The 17902-nt window shown below is 31.4% G+C and carries 18 protein-coding genes and 2 pseudogenes; 14 read left to right on the top strand and 6 right to left on the bottom strand.

Annotated features, from left to right (window positions below; translation table 11 throughout):
* Position 1: 1 nt before the first annotated feature.
* From CAMP18497_RS02990 to CAMP18497_RS02975, 4 genes are all read left to right on the top strand, one after another.
* On the top strand, positions 2 to 1039 hold the full coding sequence (locus tag CAMP18497_RS02990) for a rod shape-determining protein (protein WP_012662095.1): 1038 nt from the start codon (positions 2 to 4) through the stop codon (positions 1037 to 1039).
* Entirely contained in the window at positions 1029 to 1769 is a 741-nt protein-coding gene (gene mreC / locus CAMP18497_RS02985) for a rod shape-determining protein MreC (RefSeq protein WP_337212428.1), read from the top strand. Before CAMP18497_RS02990 ends, mreC begins: the two co-directional genes overlap by 11 nt.
* An 86-nt stretch (positions 1770 to 1855) precedes the next feature.
* Positions 1856 to 5119, top strand: a complete 3264-nt coding sequence (carB, locus tag CAMP18497_RS02980) for a carbamoyl-phosphate synthase large subunit (RefSeq protein WP_337212427.1) — start codon at positions 1856 to 1858, stop codon at positions 5117 to 5119.
* The gene (locus tag CAMP18497_RS02975; RefSeq protein WP_337212426.1) at positions 5116 to 5538 is read left to right on the top strand and encodes a Sua5 YciO YrdC YwlC family protein; all 423 of its coding nucleotides are present in this window, start codon (positions 5116 to 5118) and stop codon (positions 5536 to 5538) included. The genes carB and CAMP18497_RS02975 overlap by 4 nt, the downstream gene beginning before the upstream one ends.
* Here the strand turns inward: CAMP18497_RS02975 and CAMP18497_RS02970 are convergent, their stop codons facing one another.
* The gene (locus CAMP18497_RS02970) at positions 5539 to 6573 is read right to left on the bottom strand and encodes an isoaspartyl peptidase/L-asparaginase family protein (protein ID WP_263677332.1); all 1035 of its coding nucleotides are present in this window, start codon (positions 6571 to 6573) and stop codon (positions 5539 to 5541) included. It abuts the gene before it with no gap.
* A 190-nt stretch (positions 6574 to 6763) separates the two neighbouring features.
* On the opposite strand from CAMP18497_RS02970, the pseudogene CAMP18497_RS08330 reads away from it, so the two are divergent.
* The 5 genes and pseudogenes from CAMP18497_RS08330 to bioD form a co-directional block, all read left to right on the top strand.
* A pseudogene (locus tag CAMP18497_RS08330) lies at positions 6764 to 7423 on the top strand (cache domain-containing protein); the annotation flags it as partial.
* Between the two features lie 933 nt (positions 7424 to 8356).
* Positions 8357 to 8755 (top strand): annotated as a pseudogene (locus CAMP18497_RS08325) (methyl-accepting chemotaxis protein); the annotation flags it as partial.
* 63 nt (positions 8756 to 8818) lie between these two features.
* Positions 8819 to 9166 carry a DMT family transporter gene (locus CAMP18497_RS02960; protein ID WP_337212424.1) on the top strand — a complete coding sequence of 116 codons (348 nt, stop codon included), beginning with the start codon at positions 8819 to 8821 and terminating at the stop codon, positions 9164 to 9166.
* Positions 9166 to 9480, top strand: a complete 315-nt coding sequence (locus CAMP18497_RS02955; protein ID WP_337212423.1) for a DMT family transporter — start codon at positions 9166 to 9168, stop codon at positions 9478 to 9480. The genes CAMP18497_RS02960 and CAMP18497_RS02955 overlap by 1 nt, the downstream gene beginning before the upstream one ends.
* 7 nt (positions 9481 to 9487) lie before the next feature.
* Positions 9488 to 10060, top strand: a complete 573-nt coding sequence (bioD, locus tag CAMP18497_RS02950; RefSeq protein WP_337212422.1) for a dethiobiotin synthase — start codon at positions 9488 to 9490, stop codon at positions 10058 to 10060.
* Here bioD and CAMP18497_RS02945 read toward each other — a convergent pair.
* On the bottom strand, positions 10034 to 11302 hold the full coding sequence (locus tag CAMP18497_RS02945) for an adenosylmethionine--8-amino-7-oxononanoate transaminase (protein ID WP_337212421.1): 1269 nt from the start codon (positions 11300 to 11302) through the stop codon (positions 10034 to 10036). The genes bioD and CAMP18497_RS02945 overlap by 27 nt on opposite strands.
* A 134-nt stretch (positions 11303 to 11436) precedes the next feature.
* On the opposite strand from CAMP18497_RS02945, the gene CAMP18497_RS02940 reads away from it, so the two are divergent.
* Genes CAMP18497_RS02940 through bioC form a run of 4 tightly spaced genes read left to right on the top strand, consistent with a single transcriptional unit; the run spans position 11437 to position 14481 of the window.
* Positions 11437 to 12051 carry a tetratricopeptide repeat protein gene (locus tag CAMP18497_RS02940; protein ID WP_337212420.1) on the top strand — a complete coding sequence of 205 codons (615 nt, stop codon included), beginning with the start codon at positions 11437 to 11439 and terminating at the stop codon, positions 12049 to 12051.
* Positions 12051 to 13175 carry an aminotransferase class I/II-fold pyridoxal phosphate-dependent enzyme gene (locus tag CAMP18497_RS02935; RefSeq protein WP_337212419.1) on the top strand — a complete coding sequence of 375 codons (1125 nt, stop codon included), beginning with the start codon at positions 12051 to 12053 and terminating at the stop codon, positions 13173 to 13175. The genes CAMP18497_RS02940 and CAMP18497_RS02935 overlap by 1 nt, the downstream gene beginning before the upstream one ends.
* Positions 13172 to 13798 carry a pimeloyl-ACP methyl esterase BioG family protein gene (locus CAMP18497_RS02930; RefSeq protein ID WP_337212418.1) on the top strand — a complete coding sequence of 209 codons (627 nt, stop codon included), beginning with the start codon at positions 13172 to 13174 and terminating at the stop codon, positions 13796 to 13798. Before CAMP18497_RS02935 ends, CAMP18497_RS02930 begins: the two co-directional genes overlap by 4 nt.
* The gene (bioC, locus tag CAMP18497_RS02925) at positions 13783 to 14481 is read left to right on the top strand and encodes a malonyl-ACP O-methyltransferase BioC (RefSeq protein ID WP_337212417.1); all 699 of its coding nucleotides are present in this window, start codon (positions 13783 to 13785) and stop codon (positions 14479 to 14481) included. The genes CAMP18497_RS02930 and bioC overlap by 16 nt, the downstream gene beginning before the upstream one ends.
* On the opposite strand, the gene blaOXA is transcribed toward bioC, so the two are convergent.
* The 4 genes from blaOXA to surE are packed head-to-tail and all read right to left on the bottom strand — an operon-like array spanning position 14455 to position 17071.
* Positions 14455 to 15222 carry an OXA-493 family class D beta-lactamase gene (gene blaOXA / locus CAMP18497_RS02920; RefSeq protein ID WP_337212416.1) on the bottom strand — a complete coding sequence of 256 codons (768 nt, stop codon included), beginning with the start codon at positions 15220 to 15222 and terminating at the stop codon, positions 14455 to 14457. The two genes, bioC and blaOXA, sit on opposite strands and share 27 nt — an antisense overlap.
* Positions 15219 to 15668 (bottom strand): GNAT family N-acetyltransferase, encoded by a 450-nt coding sequence (locus tag CAMP18497_RS02915; protein ID WP_337212415.1) that lies wholly within the window; start codon positions 15666 to 15668, stop codon positions 15219 to 15221. The genes blaOXA and CAMP18497_RS02915 overlap by 4 nt, the downstream gene beginning before the upstream one ends.
* The gene (locus CAMP18497_RS02910) at positions 15652 to 16305 is read right to left on the bottom strand and encodes a ThiF family adenylyltransferase (RefSeq protein WP_214099256.1); all 654 of its coding nucleotides are present in this window, start codon (positions 16303 to 16305) and stop codon (positions 15652 to 15654) included. Before CAMP18497_RS02910 ends, CAMP18497_RS02915 begins: the two co-directional genes overlap by 17 nt.
* Complete coding sequence (surE, locus tag CAMP18497_RS02905; protein ID WP_337212414.1) at positions 16298 to 17071, bottom strand: 5'/3'-nucleotidase SurE; 774 nt, start codon at positions 17069 to 17071, stop codon at positions 16298 to 16300. The genes CAMP18497_RS02910 and surE overlap by 8 nt, the downstream gene beginning before the upstream one ends.
* 120 nt (positions 17072 to 17191) lie before the next feature.
* Here surE and pepE point away from each other — a divergent pair, with 120 nt between their 5' ends.
* Entirely contained in the window at positions 17192 to 17896 is a 705-nt protein-coding gene (pepE, locus tag CAMP18497_RS02900; RefSeq protein WP_337212413.1) for a dipeptidase PepE, read from the top strand.
* Positions 17897 to 17902: the final 6 nt, after the last annotated feature.

The raw sequence follows: 17902 nt of genomic DNA, 5'->3' as shown, positions 1-17902 counted from the left end.
AATGATTTTAGATCAAATAATTGGATTTTTTTCAAGTGATATGGGGATTGACTTAGGTACCGCAAATACTTTAGTTTTGGTAAAAGATAAAGGTATAGTGATTGATGAACCTTCGGTTGTTGCAGTAGAGCGTGAAAGATATGGTAGGGTTAAAATTTTAGCTGTTGGAAAAGAAGCTAAGGAAATGGTAGGAAAAACCCCAGGTAATATCGAAGCAATCCGTCCTATGAAAGATGGTGTGATTGCTGATTTTGATATGACTGAAAAAATGATCCGTTATTTTATAGAAAAAACTCATAGAAGAAAATCTTTTTTAAGACCTAGAATTATCATTTCAGTACCTTATGGTTTAACTCAAGTTGAAAGAAAAGCAGTTAGAGAAAGTGCTTTAAGTGCGGGTGCTAGAGAAGTATTTTTGATAGAAGAGCCTATGGCAGCAGCTATTGGTGCAAATTTACCAATCAGAGAGCCTCAAGGGAGCTTGGTGGTAGATATTGGTGGTGGTACAACTGAAATTGGCGTTACTTCTTTGGGTGGACTTGTGATTTCAAAATCTATCCGCACAGCTGGCGATAAACTTGATACTAGTATAGTAAATTATGTAAAAGAAAAATACAACCTTGTCATAGGTGAAAGAACGGGTGAGGAAATTAAAATCGCAATAGGCTCAGCAGTTCAACTTCCAAAAGAGCTTTCTATGGTGGTTAAAGGGCGTGATCAAGTAACAGGCTTGTTAAATAGAATCGAACTAACAAGTGAAGATGTAAGAGAAGCTATGCGCGAACATTTAAAAGAAATCGCTGATGCTTTAAAAATCGTTCTTGAAATGATGCCGCCTGATCTTGCAGCTGATATTGTTGAAAATGGTGTTGTTTTAACAGGAGGCGGAGCTTTAATACGCGGGCTTGATAAATATTTATCTGAAATTGTAAAACTTCCGGTATATGTAGCTGATGAGCCACTTTTAGCAGTTGCAAAAGGTACAGGTAAAGCTTTAGAAGAAATTTCATTATTACACCAGCTAACGAATGAAGAGTAAAATTCTTAGCGTTTTAATATTATCTTTTTTAGTATTTATTTCGTTTTATTATGGAGATGTAATAAAACGAAATGTTTTAGATTTAAATATTGCTATTGTTAATCAATTTTCTCAAAGTATTGATCTTTTAAAAAACAAATTCAACGAACATTTTAACCAAGCTGAAGAAATTAGAACTTTAAGAGAAAGAAATGCTGAGCTTGAAAAAAATAATATCTATATGAAAAACTTTGCTAATGAGTTAAATAATATTTTAAGCGATAAAAACTCAAGTTTTTATTATCCTAATGTGAGTTTAGTTAAAGCAACTTCTTATGCGCAAATTAGTGATTATCATAAGGTTTGGCTTGATGTTGATTATAAAGGAAAAATCAAAGGCTTAATTTATAATGGTTATACAGCAGGTATAGTCATAGAAAAAAATGGTAGAGCCTTGGGTCTTTTGCAAGGTGATGAAGAGTGTGTTTTTTCCGTATACATAGGTAAGGAACAAGCACCAGGTATAGCTCATGGAAGAAATGATTATGTTTTAGTTAAATATATTCCTAAATGGCTTGAGCTTAAAATGGGTGATAAGGTTTATACAAGCGGTTTAGATGAGATTTTCTTTTCAGGAATTCCGGTGGGAGAAATTTTTAAAATAGAAGAAGAGGGTGCTTATCAAAATGCTTATGTTAAACCTTATGTTAAAATGAAAATACCAAGTTATTTTTATATGGTAGAAAACTAATTTTTACTTATTTATTTTAAAAATTTCAACTTCTAAAAAACTTATATTTGTTATAATTTGGCTAAAAATTCAGCTTAGGAAAATACATGCCAAAAAGAACAGATATAAAAAATATATTATTAATAGGCAGTGGGCCTATCGTTATAGGTCAAGCTTGTGAGTTTGATTACTCAGGAACTCAAGCAGCAAAAACTCTAAAAGAGCTAGGTTATAGAGTAGTTTTGATCAATTCTAATCCGGCTACGATTATGACAGATCCTGAATTTGCTGATGCAACTTACATAGAACCAATTACTAAAGAAAGTATTTTAAGTATTATCAAAAAAGAAAAAATCGATGCGATTTTACCTACTATGGGTGGCCAAGTTGCTTTGAATGTTGCTATGGAAGTTTATGAAAGTGGCGAGCTTGCAGATGTCAAGTTTTTAGGTGCAAATCCTGAAGTGATAAAAAAAGGCGAAGATAGACAAGTTTTTAAAGAATGTATGAAAAAAATTGGCATGGATTTGCCAAAATCTATGTATGCGTATAATTATGAAGAGGCTTTAAAAGCTGTTGATGAGATTGGTTTTCCTTTGATGATTAGGGCTTCTTTTACTTTAGGTGGTGCAGGAAGTGGTGTAGTGTATAATATGGATGAGTTTGCAGAACTTGCAAATACTGCTTTAGCGCTAAGCCCTATCCATGAAATTTTAATCGAAGAAAGCTTGCTTGGTTGGAAAGAATACGAAATGGAGGTTATTAGAGATAAAAATGATAATTGTATTATCGTTTGCTCTATTGAAAATGTTGATCCTATGGGAGTTCATACGGGTGATTCTATCACTATAGCTCCTGCTTTAACTTTGACTGATAAAGAATACCAAGCAATGCGTAATGCTTCTTTTGCTATTTTAAGAGAAATCGGAGTAGATACAGGCGGATCAAATGTGCAATTTGCTATCAATCCAACTAATGGTAGAATGATAGTTATTGAAATGAATCCTAGGGTTTCAAGATCTTCAGCCTTAGCTAGTAAAGCAACTGGTTATCCTATAGCTAAGGTAGCTACGCTTTTAGCGGTTGGATTTAGTTTAGATGAGATTAAAAATGATATCACAGGAACTCCTGCTTCATTTGAACCAGTAATTGATTATATCGTAACTAAAATTCCTCGTTTTACTTTTGAAAAATTCCCAAATGCAAACACAGAGCTAGGCACTGCTATGAAAAGTGTGGGCGAGGTTATGGCTATAGGGAGAACTTTTAAAGAAAGTATTCAAAAAGCACTTTGCTCGCTTGAGAGAAATTTAAGTGGGTTTGATACTATAGAATGTGATAAAAATGAGCTTTTGGCAAAAATTCGCCAAGCTAATGAAAAACGTTTACTTTATATAGCACAAGCTTTTAGAGAAGGTTTTAGCACACAAGAGCTTTTTGAGCTTTGTAAAATAGATCCTTGGTTTTTAAATCAAATCAAAGAAATAGTGGAATTTGAAAATCAAATTGATATGGATATTTTAAGCAATAAACAACTATTAAGAAAAGCTAAAACCTTAGGTTTTTCAGATAAAAAAATCGCTAGCTTGATTAATCAAAAAGATAATCTTGAGTTAAGCCAAAATGATATTTATTATGCAAGAATTAAACATAAAATCATCGCTCAATATAGTGAAGTAGATACTTGTGCGGGCGAATTTGAAGCATTAACTCCGTATTTATACTCAAGTATTAATGCAAATGAAGCTACACAAGTAAAAGAAAGTAAAGATAAAAAAGATAAAAAAGTGATGATTATAGGTGGTGGGCCAAACCGCATAGGACAAGGCATTGAGTTTGATTATGCTTGTGTGCATGCTTCTTTTGCTCTAAAAGATATGGGCGTAAAAACTATAATGTATAATTGTAATCCAGAAACGGTTTCAACAGATTATGATACAAGTGATATTTTATATTTTGAGCCGATTGATTTTGAGCATTTAAGAGCAGTTATTGATAGAGAAAGACCAGATGGGGTGATAGTGCATTTTGGTGGTCAAACTCCACTTAAATTTGCAAAACGCCTTAGTGCTTTTGGAGCAAAGATCATAGGAACAAGTGCAAGGGTGATAGATTTAGCTGAAGATAGAAAGAAATTTGCTAAATTTATCGAAGATTTAGGCATAAATCAACCTAAAAATGGCACAGCTATAAGCGTTGAAGAAGCGATTATAAAAGCAAATGAGATAGGTTATCCTGTGCTTGTTAGACCAAGCTATGTTTTGGGTGGTCGTGCAATGCGTGTGGTGCATGGTGAGAGCGAGCTTAGACTTTATATGCAAGAAGCCGTAGATGTGAGTGATAAATCTCCGGTATTAATCGATCAATTCTTAGACAATGCAACCGAACTTGATGTAGATGCGATAAGTGATGGAAAAGAAGTTTATGTAGCAGGTATTATGGAGCATATTGAAGAAGCAGGAATTCACTCAGGCGATAGTGCTTGCTCTTTACCTGCTGTAAATATTGATGAAGCTATGCTTGAAATGATTGAGCAAAAAACAAAAGATATTGCTTTAAATTTAGGTGTAGTAGGGCTTTTAAATATACAATTTACTATCCATGATAATAAACTTTATATGATAGAAGTAAACCCAAGAGCTAGTAGAACTGTGCCTTTTGTAAGTAAGGCTACAGGAATTCCTTTAGCTAAGGTTGCAACACGCGTGATGTGGCAAGGAAATTTAAGAGAAAGTTTGAAATTTTATGATACCTTTAAAGTGGTAGAAGAAAAAAACGGAATTTTAAGAGCTAAAAAACCAAAACACATTAGTGTAAAATCAGTAGTATTTCCTTTTGCAAAGCTTAGCGGAAGTGACCTTGAGCTTGGACCTGAAATGCGTTCAACCGGCGAAGTTATGGGGGTAAGCAAAGACTTTGAAAACTCTTATGCAAAAAGCCAACTTGCTTCTTCAAATTTCTTACCAGAAAATGGCAATGTATTTTTATCACTAAGAGAGCAAGATAAAAAATATGCAGTAGATTTAGCTAATGAATACATTAAGCTAGGATTTAAAATCATTGCCACAAGTGGTACTTATAAAATTTTACAAGAAGCAGGTTTGGAGTGTGAGTTTGTGCATAAAATTTCTGAAGGGCGCCCAAATGTAGAGGATAAGTTAAAAAATTCTCAAATTCAACTTGCCATTAATACAAGCGATGAGCATAGTTTTAAAGGTGATACTAAAAAAATCAGAGCAAATATTTTACGCTTTAAAACTCCATATTTTACAAACTTAAGAGCAGCGTATGCAGGTGCTAAAGCGATTAAAGCTATACAAAATAAATCATGCCTTGAAGTAAAGAGCCTACAAGAATACTTAAAAGCATGATTTATCTTGCTCAAACTGATACAACAGCAGGGTTTTTAAGCAAGGACTTAAAAGCCCTTAATACTTTAAAAAAAAGGCCTTTAAGCCAAGATTGTTTGATTACCACAGCTAAATTTAGCGAGCTTAAAAAACTTACAAGAGTGCCAAATCATTTTAAAAACACTATTAGAAAATCCAAAAAAACTACTTTTTTATATCCTAATTCTAAAGCAATACGCGTCGTGAAAGATTGTGCTCATGAGGAATTTTTAAAAGAGTTTGATTGGCTTTATTCTACTTCTGCAAATCTTCATGGAAAAAAATTTGATGAAAAATGGGCTATGCAAAATGCAGATAAAATAATAGACGAAAAGTTTTTTGAGAGTGGAGCCTCAAAGATTTTTAAACTTCGAGGCGTTAAAAAAGTTAAGTTACGCTAATTATTTTCCAAGTGGCCAAAATACTTTTGGTTCTTCGCCGATTTTTGCTTGTCCATGATACATTCCAAGTTTATCTTTAGTCCAAGCATAGCCAACTTTTCCGTTTTTATCTATAGAGATGATTCCACCTGTGCCGCCAAGTTTAGCTACTTGTTTGATAGTTTCTTCGGCTGCTTTTTGTACCGAAAGTTTTTTGTATTTATACAAAGACGCAACTTCATGAGCTGCAGCTACTCTTATGTAAATATCGCCTGTTCCTGTGCAAGAAATCGCTACTGAGTCATTATTTGCATAGTTTCCTGCTCCTATGATAGGAGAATCCCCAATGCGTCCTGTCATTTTATTTGTAGTACCACCTGTGCTTGTACCTGCTGCTAGGTTGCCGTTTTTATCTAAAGCTATTGCACCTACTGTGCCTAAATATGGCTCAGTACTTACACCAAGATGAGCTTTTGCTTTATCACTATCTAATAAAACTTCTTTGCTTTTTTTAGCTTCTTGAAGCTGTTTGTATCTATATTCTGTAAAGAAATATTTTTGTCCTACTATTTCTAAACCATGTTTTTTGGCTAATTTATCAGCACCTTCGCCCGCTATTAAAGTGTGGGGTGTTTTTTCCATAACAAGTCTTGCTGCTTCGATAGGATTTTTAATCGTCCTAGCCATAGCAATTGCACCTGCTTTTAAATTTTTTCCATCCATTAATGATGCATCAAGTTCGTTAAATCCATCAGAAGTAAAAACAGCGCCTTTTCCAGCATTAAATTCGGGACTATCTTCCATGACTTTAATGGCAGCTATAACCGCATCAACCGAGCTTCCACCTTTTTCAAGTATGCTTTGACCTGCTTTTAAAGATTCTTTCATTACTTTTTCTCTTTTAGCAAATTCTTCTTTAGTAAGTCCTAAGCCACTTGTTCCACCATGTATAACGATAATAGGTTCAAAATCTTTTGCAAAAGTATTATTGCTTGTTAAAAAAGCTAAACTAGCTAATACCAATAAAGCCTTTTTGCTACCTGCTAAAAATTTCATATATTCTCCTTTTTTTGTAAACTGACTATTATATTAAATATAAATTAAATAAATATTAATTTATATTAGTAAATGTGCAAATTTAAAACAAATTTTTATTTTTTAAATTAATTTATTAATAAATACTAAGAAATTTTTAATAATTACATTACAATGTTTGTATATTTATGACAAATTTGGAGGTTTATTAATGTTTAAAACTATTATTGCAAGAAGAATATCTATACTTACGGCCTTAATTTTGCTTACAGGCTTTGGAATTTTTGTAGGTATAAATTATCATTCTTCTAAAAGAGATATTTTACAAAGTATTACTCATGGTAAGCAAGAAAGTGTTAAAAACGGAAAAAGTTTTGCTGAGCTTTATTTTAATTCAAGAAAAGAAAGTATTGAGAGAATATCTGAAAGTATTGTAGCTGGTAAAAATACAGACAAAGAGCATGTGGCTCAATTTTTAGAATATATTTTTTCTTTACATTCTTTTACAGCTATTTATGTAGGATATGAAAAAGATGGTAGTTTGATTGATGTTGATATTAATTCTAAAGGTAAGCATTTTATTTTAAATCAAGAAAAAGATGGTTTTGACGCTAGAGTAAGATCTTGGTATAAACTCACAAAGGATACTAGAAAAATCAATATTTCAGATCCTTTTGAAGATGTAGTAACCAAAAAAATGGTTGTATCTATAACAGCTCCCATAGAAATAGATGGAAAATTTATAGGTGTTTTAGCAGGTGAAATTTTTCTTGATGATATGCGAAAAGCTTTTGAGGAGTTAAAAATAACTCCAAGCAACAGTGTTTTTTTAATTAATAGTAATGGAAACTTAATTGCTCATTCTTCTGGGTATATTGATTTAAACAAAGAGACTGAAATAGCAAATGCGATAAAAATGTTTATTAGTGTTGCAAGTTTAATCCCAAATGAGCCAACAAATTTGATCGAGTATACTTTAAAAGGTGATCAGCGTGCAGCAGTATGTATAAATACTGTAAATGAAATGATGTTGTGTTCTGCGAATTCTTTAAAAGATTATGATGAGGTTTTTGATAAGCTCTTGATAACTCAAATTATTTTTGGAGTAATATTTGTATTGATAATTATAGCTATATTGGGTGGTATGATAGATTATTTTCTTAAAAAAATTATAGTGATCAAAAATACTTTAGAAAGTTTTTTTGATAGCTTAAATTATAAAAAGAAAATGGATTTAATAAAAATAGATCTTAAAGGAAATGATGAATTTGCAATTATTGCTCGTGAGATTAGCGAAAGTATTGTAAGCATTCAAAACAATTTACATAAAGACCAAGAAGCAGTTTCTGAAAGTGTGCAAAAAGTTAAAGAAATTGAACTTGGAAATTTATCAGTGAGATTAGATAAAAATCCTATTAACCCTCAACTTATAGAATTGAAAAATATTTTAAATGGTATGTTAAAAGTTTTAGAAGAAAAAATAGGTTCTAATATCAATGAACTTGATAGAGTGCTTGAAAGTTATAAGGCATTAGATTTTTCTATTCAGGTTCAAAACGCAAAAGGTAATGTAGAAATTACAACAAATGTTTTAGGTGATGAAATTAAAAAAATGCTTATTTCATCCTCTACTTTTGCAAAAGAACTAACTTTGCAAAGTGTAAAACTAGAAGAATCTATGCAAAAATTAGTAGATGGGACACACTCTCAATCTCAATCACTTGAAAAATCAATACACGCGGTAGATCAGATCAATATTTCTATGCAAAATGTGGGAGATAAAACAAAAGAAGTGGTAACACAAGCTGAAAATATCAAAGAAATTGTGAATGTAATTAAAGATATAGCAGATCAAACCAATTTACTAGCTTTAAATGCAGCTATTGAAGCAGCTCGTGCGGGTGAGCATGGACGAGGGTTTGCAGTGGTAGCTGATGAGGTACGTCATTTAGCTGAAAAAACAGAAAAAAGCTTAGGAGAGATAGAGGCTAATGTTAATATTTTAGTTCAAAGTGTTAATGATGTTTCTATATCAATGCAAGAGCAAACTCAAAGTATTACACAGATTAATGATGCTATAGTTAATTTAGAAGATGTTACAAAGGAAAATGTAGAAATCGCTAATTTTACAAACGAAGCTACCAAAGCCGTAGGAAACATCTCTCAATCTATATTAAAAGAGGTAGAAAGTAAGAAAATTTAACTTTATAGAGCTTATTGTTTTGTAATTTTAGTTATAATTTGCGCTTTTAAAAAAAGGTAGATTATGATAGAAAGAACAAAAATAAGCTCTAATTTTGGTTGGTTTATGGTTATTTTGGGTGGTTTGGTTGAGTGTTTTTGGGTGAGTGGTTTAAAATACTCTACTGAAATTTGGCATTATGTTTTAACAGCCATTGGGGTTTGTATATCTTTTACATGTTTTTTAAAAGCTTGTGAAAGACTTGAAGTAAGTATTGCTTATAGTGTTTTTGTAGGTATTGGCACGGTTGGTGTGGTGCTTAATGAGATGTTTATTTTCAATGAGCCAACTTCCATTACTAAGCTTGCTTTAATAGCCATTTTGCTTTTAAGTATCATAGGCCTTAAAATCATTAGCAAGGAAGCTAAATAATGGAATGGTTTTTTTTATTTTTAGCGACTGCTTTTGAAATTTTTGGTGTGATTATCATGAAACAACTTGTAAGCACTAAAAATAAGCTTTATCTTTTAGCTTTGATAGTGTGTTTTGCTTTTTCATTTGGATTTTTAAGCCTTAGTATGCAAAGCATTGCTATGAGTGTGGCTTATTCTATATGGACAGGAGCTGGAACTGCAGGTGGGGTTATCATAGGGGTGCTTTTTTATAAAGAAAGCAAAAGCTTTTTAAAGCTTTTTTTGATTGCTCTTATCATTGGTTGCACCGTGGGTTTAAAAATACTTTCATAGGTTTAAAATGAAAATATACATTAGCGGTATAGACACAGATGTTGGCAAAACTTATCTAAGTGCTAGACTTTGTAAGGAATTGGATTTTGATTATTTTAAGCTTATCCAAGCAGGCACGCCAAAAGATAGCGAGGTAGTAGCTGAGTTTAGTCCAAAAACTAAGATTTTTAAAGAAGGTGTGTTTTTACAAACCCCTGCTTCCCCGCACAAAGGTAGGATTTTAGAAAATTTAAGCTATAAAGCCTTTGATATACAAATTCCACAAAGTGATAAACTCATCATCGAGCTAGCTGGTGGGCTTTTTTCGCCACTTGATGATGAAAAAACAATGATTGATTATATGAGTGCGTTTAAGCACCCTACGATTTTAGTCGCAAAAGACTATCTAGGAAGTATCAATCACACGCTTTTAAGTATAGAAGCGCTAAAACAAAGAGATATTAAAATCCTTGCTTTAATCTTAAAAACTCAAGATACTTTTAGCAAGGATTTTATAAGCAATTACGCAAAAATTCCTATCATAGAATTTGATGATAAAGTGTGTGAAAAACTTTCAAAAATCCTTGAAAATCTCTCTTAAAGACTGCATGACATAAGCAATCTCATCTTCATTTATAACATATGGTGGCATGAAGTAAATTGTATTTGCAAGTGGTCTTAAAAGCAATCCTTTTTCTAAGGCTCTTTGAAAGACTTCAAGTCCTGCTCTTTGGTATTTACTTTTTTGTATATCAAATGCACTTACCATGCCTAAATTTCTAAAATTTCCTAAAAAATCAAATTCTTTTAAACTCTCCCATTGAGTTTTTATAAAAGCGCTTTTGATTTTATTTTTTGCGATGATATTTTCTTTTTCAAAAATATCCAAAGTTGCATTAGCCGCTGCACAAGCTAGGGCATTACCCGTGTAAGAGTGAGAGTGTAAAAAGGCCTTTTGGCTCTCATGGCTATCATAAAATTTCTCATAAATTTCATCTTTAGTAAGCACCACTGAAAGTGGTAAATACCCACCCGTGATAGCTTTAGAAAGACATATATAATCAATACTTTGTGAGCAATAATCAAGCGCAAACATTTCCCCTGTGCGTCCAAAACCTGTGGCTATCTCATCAAATATCACTTGCACACCATAATCTTTAGCAAGTTTAACCGCCTCATCTAAATACCCAAGCTCATACATATGCATATTGCCCGCACATTGAAGTAAAGGCTCAAGTATAAAAGCACAAATTTCATGATGATGATTTTTTAAAATACTTTCTAAAATTTCAAGTTCTTTTGCATAGTCCTTGCTTGTTGGCACAGGTGTTGTGATGCTTTTTAAAAGTAAAGGCTCATAGGTTTTTTTATAAAGTGCTACATCGCCAACGCTTAATGCACCTAAGGTTTCACCATGGTAAGAATTGCTAAGTGATAAGAATTTATCCTTTTTAGAGCCATTGTTTAAGTGGTATTGAAAGCTCATTTTTAAAGCCACTTCTATGGCTGAACTACCATTGTCTGCAAAAAAGCATTTATCAAAAGGCAAAAGCTCACAAAGTCTTTGTGAAAGCTTTATGATAGGCTCATGTGAAAAGCCTGCAAGCAAGACATGCTCTAAATTTTGAAGTTGATCTTTGATTTTTTCATTGATGTATTCATTACAATGGCCAAAGATATTTACCCACCAAGAGCTAATACAGTCTATGTAAGATTTTTCATCAAAATCATACAAATACACTCCTTTAGCCTTTTTTATAGGTATTAAAGGTAAAAACTCATGATCGCTCATTTGCGTGCAAGGGTGCCAAATGTGTTTTAAGTCTAGTTCTTTTAAATTCATTTTTACTTCTTTGATTTTTATTGCTAATGATACTACAATTTTTACTCAAATTTATGCTTTAAAATGAAAAAGGATTATTTAGAAAATATTTATATAATTAGCTTTTTTATTTTAAAATTCCAAAAGGAAAAATAATGAAAAAAATATTAATTGTTCTAACAATTTTATTTTTAAATTTTGCATACTCGCAAGAGGATTTTGTTGAAAAAGGGATTAAAGCTTATGATGGAGGTGATTCAGTTTTAGAGTATTTTAGAAAAGCTTGCAGTTTAAATAGTGGAGATGGTTGTTCTAATCTTGGAGTTATGTATGAAAATGGACATGGTTTAAAAAAGGATATTTTTAAAGCAGTTGAATTATTTAGAAAAGCTTGTGATTTGAATAGTAGTTTGGGTTGTTATAATCTTGGAGTTAAGTATGAAAATGGATTTGAAATAAAAAAGGATAATTTAAAAGCAGTTGAGTTGTATCAAAAAGCATGTGATTTAAATAATGGTTTGGGTTGTTTTAATCTTGGTTTTATGTATGCAAATGGATACGGTGTAAAAAAGGATAATTTTAAAGCAGTTGAATTATTTAGAAAAGCTTGCAGTTTAAATAGTGGAGATGGTTGTTCTAATCTTGGAGTTATGTATGTAAATGGCAAAGGCGTTAGAAAAGATACTTCTAAAGCTTTAGAATATTTTGGCAAGGCTTGTGATTTAAAAAGCGATGAGGGTTGTGAAAACTACGCAAGGCTTAAACAATAATGCAAATTGCACAAATTTTAGATGAGCTAAAACAACAAGATAATTTTAGAATTTTACGCTCATTAAGGCATGAGGGAAAATATGTCGTTTATAAAGGGCAAAAATTGCTAAATTTAGCGAGCAATGATTATTTAAATTTAAGCAATGAAAAAGCATTAAAGCAAGATTTTTTAACACATTTAAAAGAATTTGAATTTTCTAGTTCAAGTTCAAGAAGCTTGAGTGGAAATTATGCGATTTTTGATGAATTTGAAAGCTTTTTAGAAGCTAAATTAGGCAGAAAAATCTTGCATTTTAACAATGGCTATGCTTTAAATGTTAGCTGTTTGCAAGCTTTAGCAAGCATTAAAAATACTTTATTTTTAGCAGATAAACAAGTGCATGCAAGCATCATCGATGGTTTAAGGCTTGGTGGAGCTAAATTTATAAGGTTTAAACATAATGATATAAAGCATTTGCAAAGTTTAGTGCAAAAACACCATAAAGAATTTGAAAATATCATCATCGTAAGCGAAGCTTTATTTAGTATGGATGGAGATTTTGCACCTATAAAAGAATTCATAAATTTAAAAAAAGAATTTAAAAATATCAAAATTTATATTGACGAAGCTCATAGCATAGGGTGTTTTAATGATGATGGTTTGGGTTATGTGAAATTTTTAGGCTTAGAAAAAGAAGTGGATTTTTTAGTTTTTACCTTTGGTAAGGCCATAGCTTCCATGGGAGCTTGCATGATAAGTAATGAAAAAGATTTTTTTATCAACAAAGCAAGGGCCTTTATATACTCAACTGCTATTGCGCCCATCAATGTAGCTTGGACTTTACATGTTTTTAAGCATTTGCATGAATTTAATGCTCAAAGAAAAAAGCTTTTAGAGTTAAGTGCTTGGTTTAAAAATGCTTTAGCAAGTAAAGGTGCAGTTTTAGGTGAGGCTTATGTGATATCTTTTATTTTAGGGCAAAATGCACTAGCTAGTGAAATTTCACAAAAGCTTTTAGAAAATGGTATTTTTGCACCTGCTATTAAAGAGCCAACCGTGGCTAAAAATACAGCTAGAATTCGCTTTTCTTTGCATGCTGGTTTAGTGAAAAAAGACTTAGAAAAGGTTTTGGAGGTACTTTGAAAACTCATTTTTTACATGAAAATGCAAATTCATCTGAGTTGATTTTATTTTTTTCAGGGTTTTGCTCACATTTTAGCCATTTTGCGCATTTAAAAAGTGATGTAAATGTTTTAATGGTGTATGATTATACGAGTTTTGATCGGGAATTTGATCTTAATAAATTTGAAAAAATCACCCTTGTTGGCTTTTCTATGGGAGTTTGCGTGGCGAGTAAAATTTTAAAAGATATAAAATTTGATAAAAAAATAGCCATAAATGGCACAAATTTACCTATAGATGATGAATTTGGGATCAAAAAAGCCATTTTTAAACTTACGATGAAAAGATTTGCTTTGGAAGATTTTAAAGCAAATTTGCTTGAAAAAAGAATGAGTTTAAGTGATGAGTTTGACTTTGAAAAAAACGAGCATTTAAAAGCAGAACTTTTAAGCTTATATGAGTTTTGCACTAAAAACTTAAATGAAAATTTCACTTGGGATAAAGCCATAATTAGCAAAGTTGATAAAATCTTTCCACCAAAGCATGCTTTTAATTTTTTCAAAGAAAAGGTAATGTTTATTGATGAGCCACATTTTGCATTTTTTAAATACCACACTTGGGAAGAGCTTTGCAAACTTTCATAAGAGCAAAAGACACTTATAGCGCAAATACACCTGTGCAAAAAGACATGGCTAAAGAGCTTTGTAAAATGCTTAGTGAGAGTGATTTGAGCGATTTTGAAGCGGTGTTTGAGTTTGGCTGTGGGGTAGGGGTTTTTAGTAAGGCTTTGCAAGAATGCATTAAATTTAAGCATTATTTTTTAAATGATATTTATCCTTTTGAAAATCCTTGTAAATTTGATGAATTTGGTGTTTTTGATATGAATGAACTTAAAAATCATCATTTTTATATGAAAAAATTTGATCTTATAGCTTCCAATGCTTGCGTGCAGTGGCTAAAGATAGATGAGCTTTTAGAAAATCTTGCAAGCATGCTAAATAAAAATGGGATTTTGCTTTTTTCTACTTTTGGAGAAAAAAATTTTACTCAAATAAAACAAAGCACTAATTTATCACTTGAATATTTAACTTTAGAGCAAATTGCACAAAAGCTTTCTAAAAATTTTAAGATTATCAAGGCAAAAGAAGAGTTAAAAGAGCTAAAATTTGATGATACTTTAGAGCTTTTTAGGCATTTGAAATTAAGTGGGGTAAATGCTTTGAGTGAAAAATTTTTCATAAGCAAGGCATTTTTAAAAAACTATGAAAAAGAATTTCAAAATACCTTGACTTACCATCCTTTATTTTTTATGTGTCAAGTTTATTAAATTTGATAGATATTTTTTTGCTAATTCTTCTCTTAGATAAAGCTTGTTAAAATCACTTATATCCATACATAAAGCAAAAGCATAAATTTGATGAGTTTTTTTATCTTTTATAAAACCTACGATTTGTCCGTATTTTTCTTTTCCCCAGCCTGTTTTTGCAAAAAACTCATAATGGTTATTTTCCTTTAATTTAATGATATCAATCACTTCTTTTTGTATATTTTTAGGATAATCTAGTGTTAAATTTGCAAGTTTAAAAAGTAAAACAGATTGCTCTTTAGGACTAATTTGCAAAGAATCATCTATCCAAAATTCATCGATTTTACTTATTTTTTGATTACCATAATTAAGTTTATTTAAGTTTTTTTGCATTTTTTCTAAGCCTATTTTTCTAGCTAGTTCTTTATAAGCAGGTAGTTGTGATCTTTGCATAGCTAGGGCTAAGTTTGCATCGTTTTTCCAAGAGGGTAAAAATACTTTTTCACCTTTGTAATGATAAAAAAATTCATTAGTATTTTTCACAACGCTTTCATTAAGTGCGATTAGGGCATTGAAAATTTTAAAAGTAGAGGCAGGTAAAATGCGCTTGTTTGCTTTTTTAAAATCATTACTATAATAATTTTTGCCATCATAAGCTATAAAAACTCCACTTTCATTGTAATCTTTAAAAAGATCTTTTAAATTTTCATTTGCCAAAGCAAAAGAGCAAAAAAGACTAAAAAGTAAAAGTAATTTTTTCAATTTATTTCCTTTTTCATTAAAAAATTTTTCAATTCTTGTTGATCTCTTATAGCAATGTTTTCTTTGATGATTTTAAATCCTGCTCTTAAAAAGAAATTTTTAGCGCTAAGGCTAGCAAAAGTATAAATTTCACTATAAGGGTAGTTTTTAAGAGCAAATTCTAATAAAGCTTTGCCATAACCTTGATGAGCATAGCTTGCATGAGTAAAGCAAAGATCGAGCGTTTTTTCTTCTAAATTTATATTTATAAAAGATATGATTTGGCCTTTTTCTTCATAAACAAAGCCTAGTTGATTTTGAAATTTTCTTTCCCAAGCTTTTTGGTTTATATTAATCCATGCATGAATTTGTTCTTTTGTGTAATCATTTTTACAAAGAGTAGATACGCTTTGCTTAAAAAGCTTGATGCAAGAAGTTAAGTCTTTTATATCAAGCTTTCTTATCAAGCACTTTCCTTAAAGCCAAAGAAGCTAAAGCAAGTCCAAAAGAGGCTGTCACACCCATAAATGAGCCAAGATCTTTACAATGAGCTTCTTCATCTGAAAATACCACATCAAAATCCCCTTTAAAGCCTGATTTTCTAAGCTCATAACGGAATTTTTTAGCTAGGGCATCGCCATGTGTTTTAAATATACTTGTCGTTTTAATACGCGTCGGATCAAGCTTTCTAGCTCCACCAGTTGATGAGATAAAAATTTGCTTTTTTAAATCAACTAAATTAGCCAAAGCAACCTTAGCAGGTATATCATCAATCGCATCGATGATTAAATCAAACTCACTTAGATCAAAACTTTTTAAAAACTCATCATCGATTTTGCTAACTATACCTTTGGCATTGTAAATGCGTTCAAAAACCTTAGCTTTTTCTACGCCTATATTTTCACTATGAAGTTGGCGGTTTTGATTAGTAGTTTCAAATTTATCTGCATCGATTAAAGTTAGATTGCTAAAGCCACTTCTAAAAAGCGCGTCAACGCAAATTCCACCAACTCCACCCAAACCACAAACTAAAACTTTGGTATTTTGAAATTTAATAAAATTTTCTTCATTAACAAGCCATTTTATGCGCGTGTATCTATCCATTTTTCATCCATTTTTTGAGATTTTTCATTTGTTTATAAGCTGTTAGATCAAGCATTATAGGGGTTATTGTGGCATAGCCTTGTTTTAAAAGTGCTATGTCTGAGTCTTTTTCATTTTCATGATCAAGATTAGCAGCAGCTAGCCAGTAGTACTCTACACCTCTTGGATTTGTATTTGAGTGTGCTTCATAACTATAAATTCTTTTACCTGCTTTGCAAATTTTTAAGCCCTGAAAGGCTGTTTTGCTAGAAGGAAAGTTGATATTTAAAAATTCTTTTTTATCTAAAGGAAAGCCCTTTTCAAAGATATTTTTGACTATTTTTTTAGTAAGTTTTAAAGCAAGTTTATAATCAAGCTCTTTTTGACTATCTTTGTAAAATTGTGATAAAGCAATGGCAGGAATTCCATGAAGCACTGCTTCCATAGCACCTGCGCAAGTTCCTGAGTAGGTTATATCCTCGCCTATATTAGCACCTTTATTGATCCCACTTATGACAAGATCAGGCAAACGCTTTTTGTATAAAGCATGCAAAGCAAGATAAACGCAATCTGCAGGTGTGCCATCATCAAGCTTGTAAAATCTTTTACCAACCTTGTAAAATCTCAAAGGTTTGGTTAGTGTTATGGAGTGCGAGCATGCTGATTTTTCACTAGCAGGAGCTACTATGGTAATTTTAGCTTTAAAATGCTTTCTTAGCATTTTAATAAGCTTTTTTAAGCCTTCACTTTCATAACCATCATCGTTTGTTATTAAAATTTCTTTCATATTTTTTCCTTTTTTTAAATTTTAACACAAGTAATACAATATTTTTTATTGCTAAATTGTTTTTTCATTTTTTAAATATTAAAATTATAGTTTTGATTAATTTTTTTAAAGGAAAGAATGATGTCAAAACTTTTACTTTTTAGTGCTTCTGGTTATAAAGATAGTGCGTATTTAAGTCATACTAGAGAATTTATAGATGATTTTTTAAAAGAAAATTCTATGGTAGATGAAGAAATTCTTTTTATACCTTATGCGGGCGTTAGAAGGACTTATGATGCTTATGAGGCTAGGGTAAAAGAGGGCTTGAAAAAAGATAATATCAAATCATTGCACCATTTTAAAAATTTAAAAGAAGCGATTTTAAATGCAAAAGTTTTTTTAGTAGGTGGAGGCAATAGTTTTATGCTTTTGCATAAATTATATGAAAATGATTTGCTTGAAGTTTTAAAAGAGCGTATTGAAAAAGGGGCTTGCTATATAGGTTGGAGTGCAGGCTCAAACATAGTAGGTCTTAGCATAAAAACAACTAATGATATGCCTATTATTATGCCAAAAAGTTTTGATAGTTTAGGGGTTTTTCCTTATCAGATCAACCCACATTTTATTAGCGGGAAAATTCCTGGGCATAATGGAGAAAGTAGAGAGGAGCGCTTGGAGGAATTTTTGATAACTAATCCAAAAGACATTGTTTATGCTATACCGGAAGGTTCTGCATTAAAAGTGCAAGATAATAGCTTAAAAATCATAGGTTATCATGATGTGTTAAAGCTAAGTTATCCTTTTAATGTGGAATATTTAAAAGTCAATCAAACAACTAAAATCTAAAGGAGA

It is taken from the genome of Campylobacter sp. W0066.1 (assembly GCF_024723635.1).
GTDB lineage: Bacteria > Campylobacterota > Campylobacteria > Campylobacterales > Campylobacteraceae > Campylobacter_D > Campylobacter_D lari_C.
This window is presented reverse-complemented; position numbering and strand designations above follow the sequence as displayed.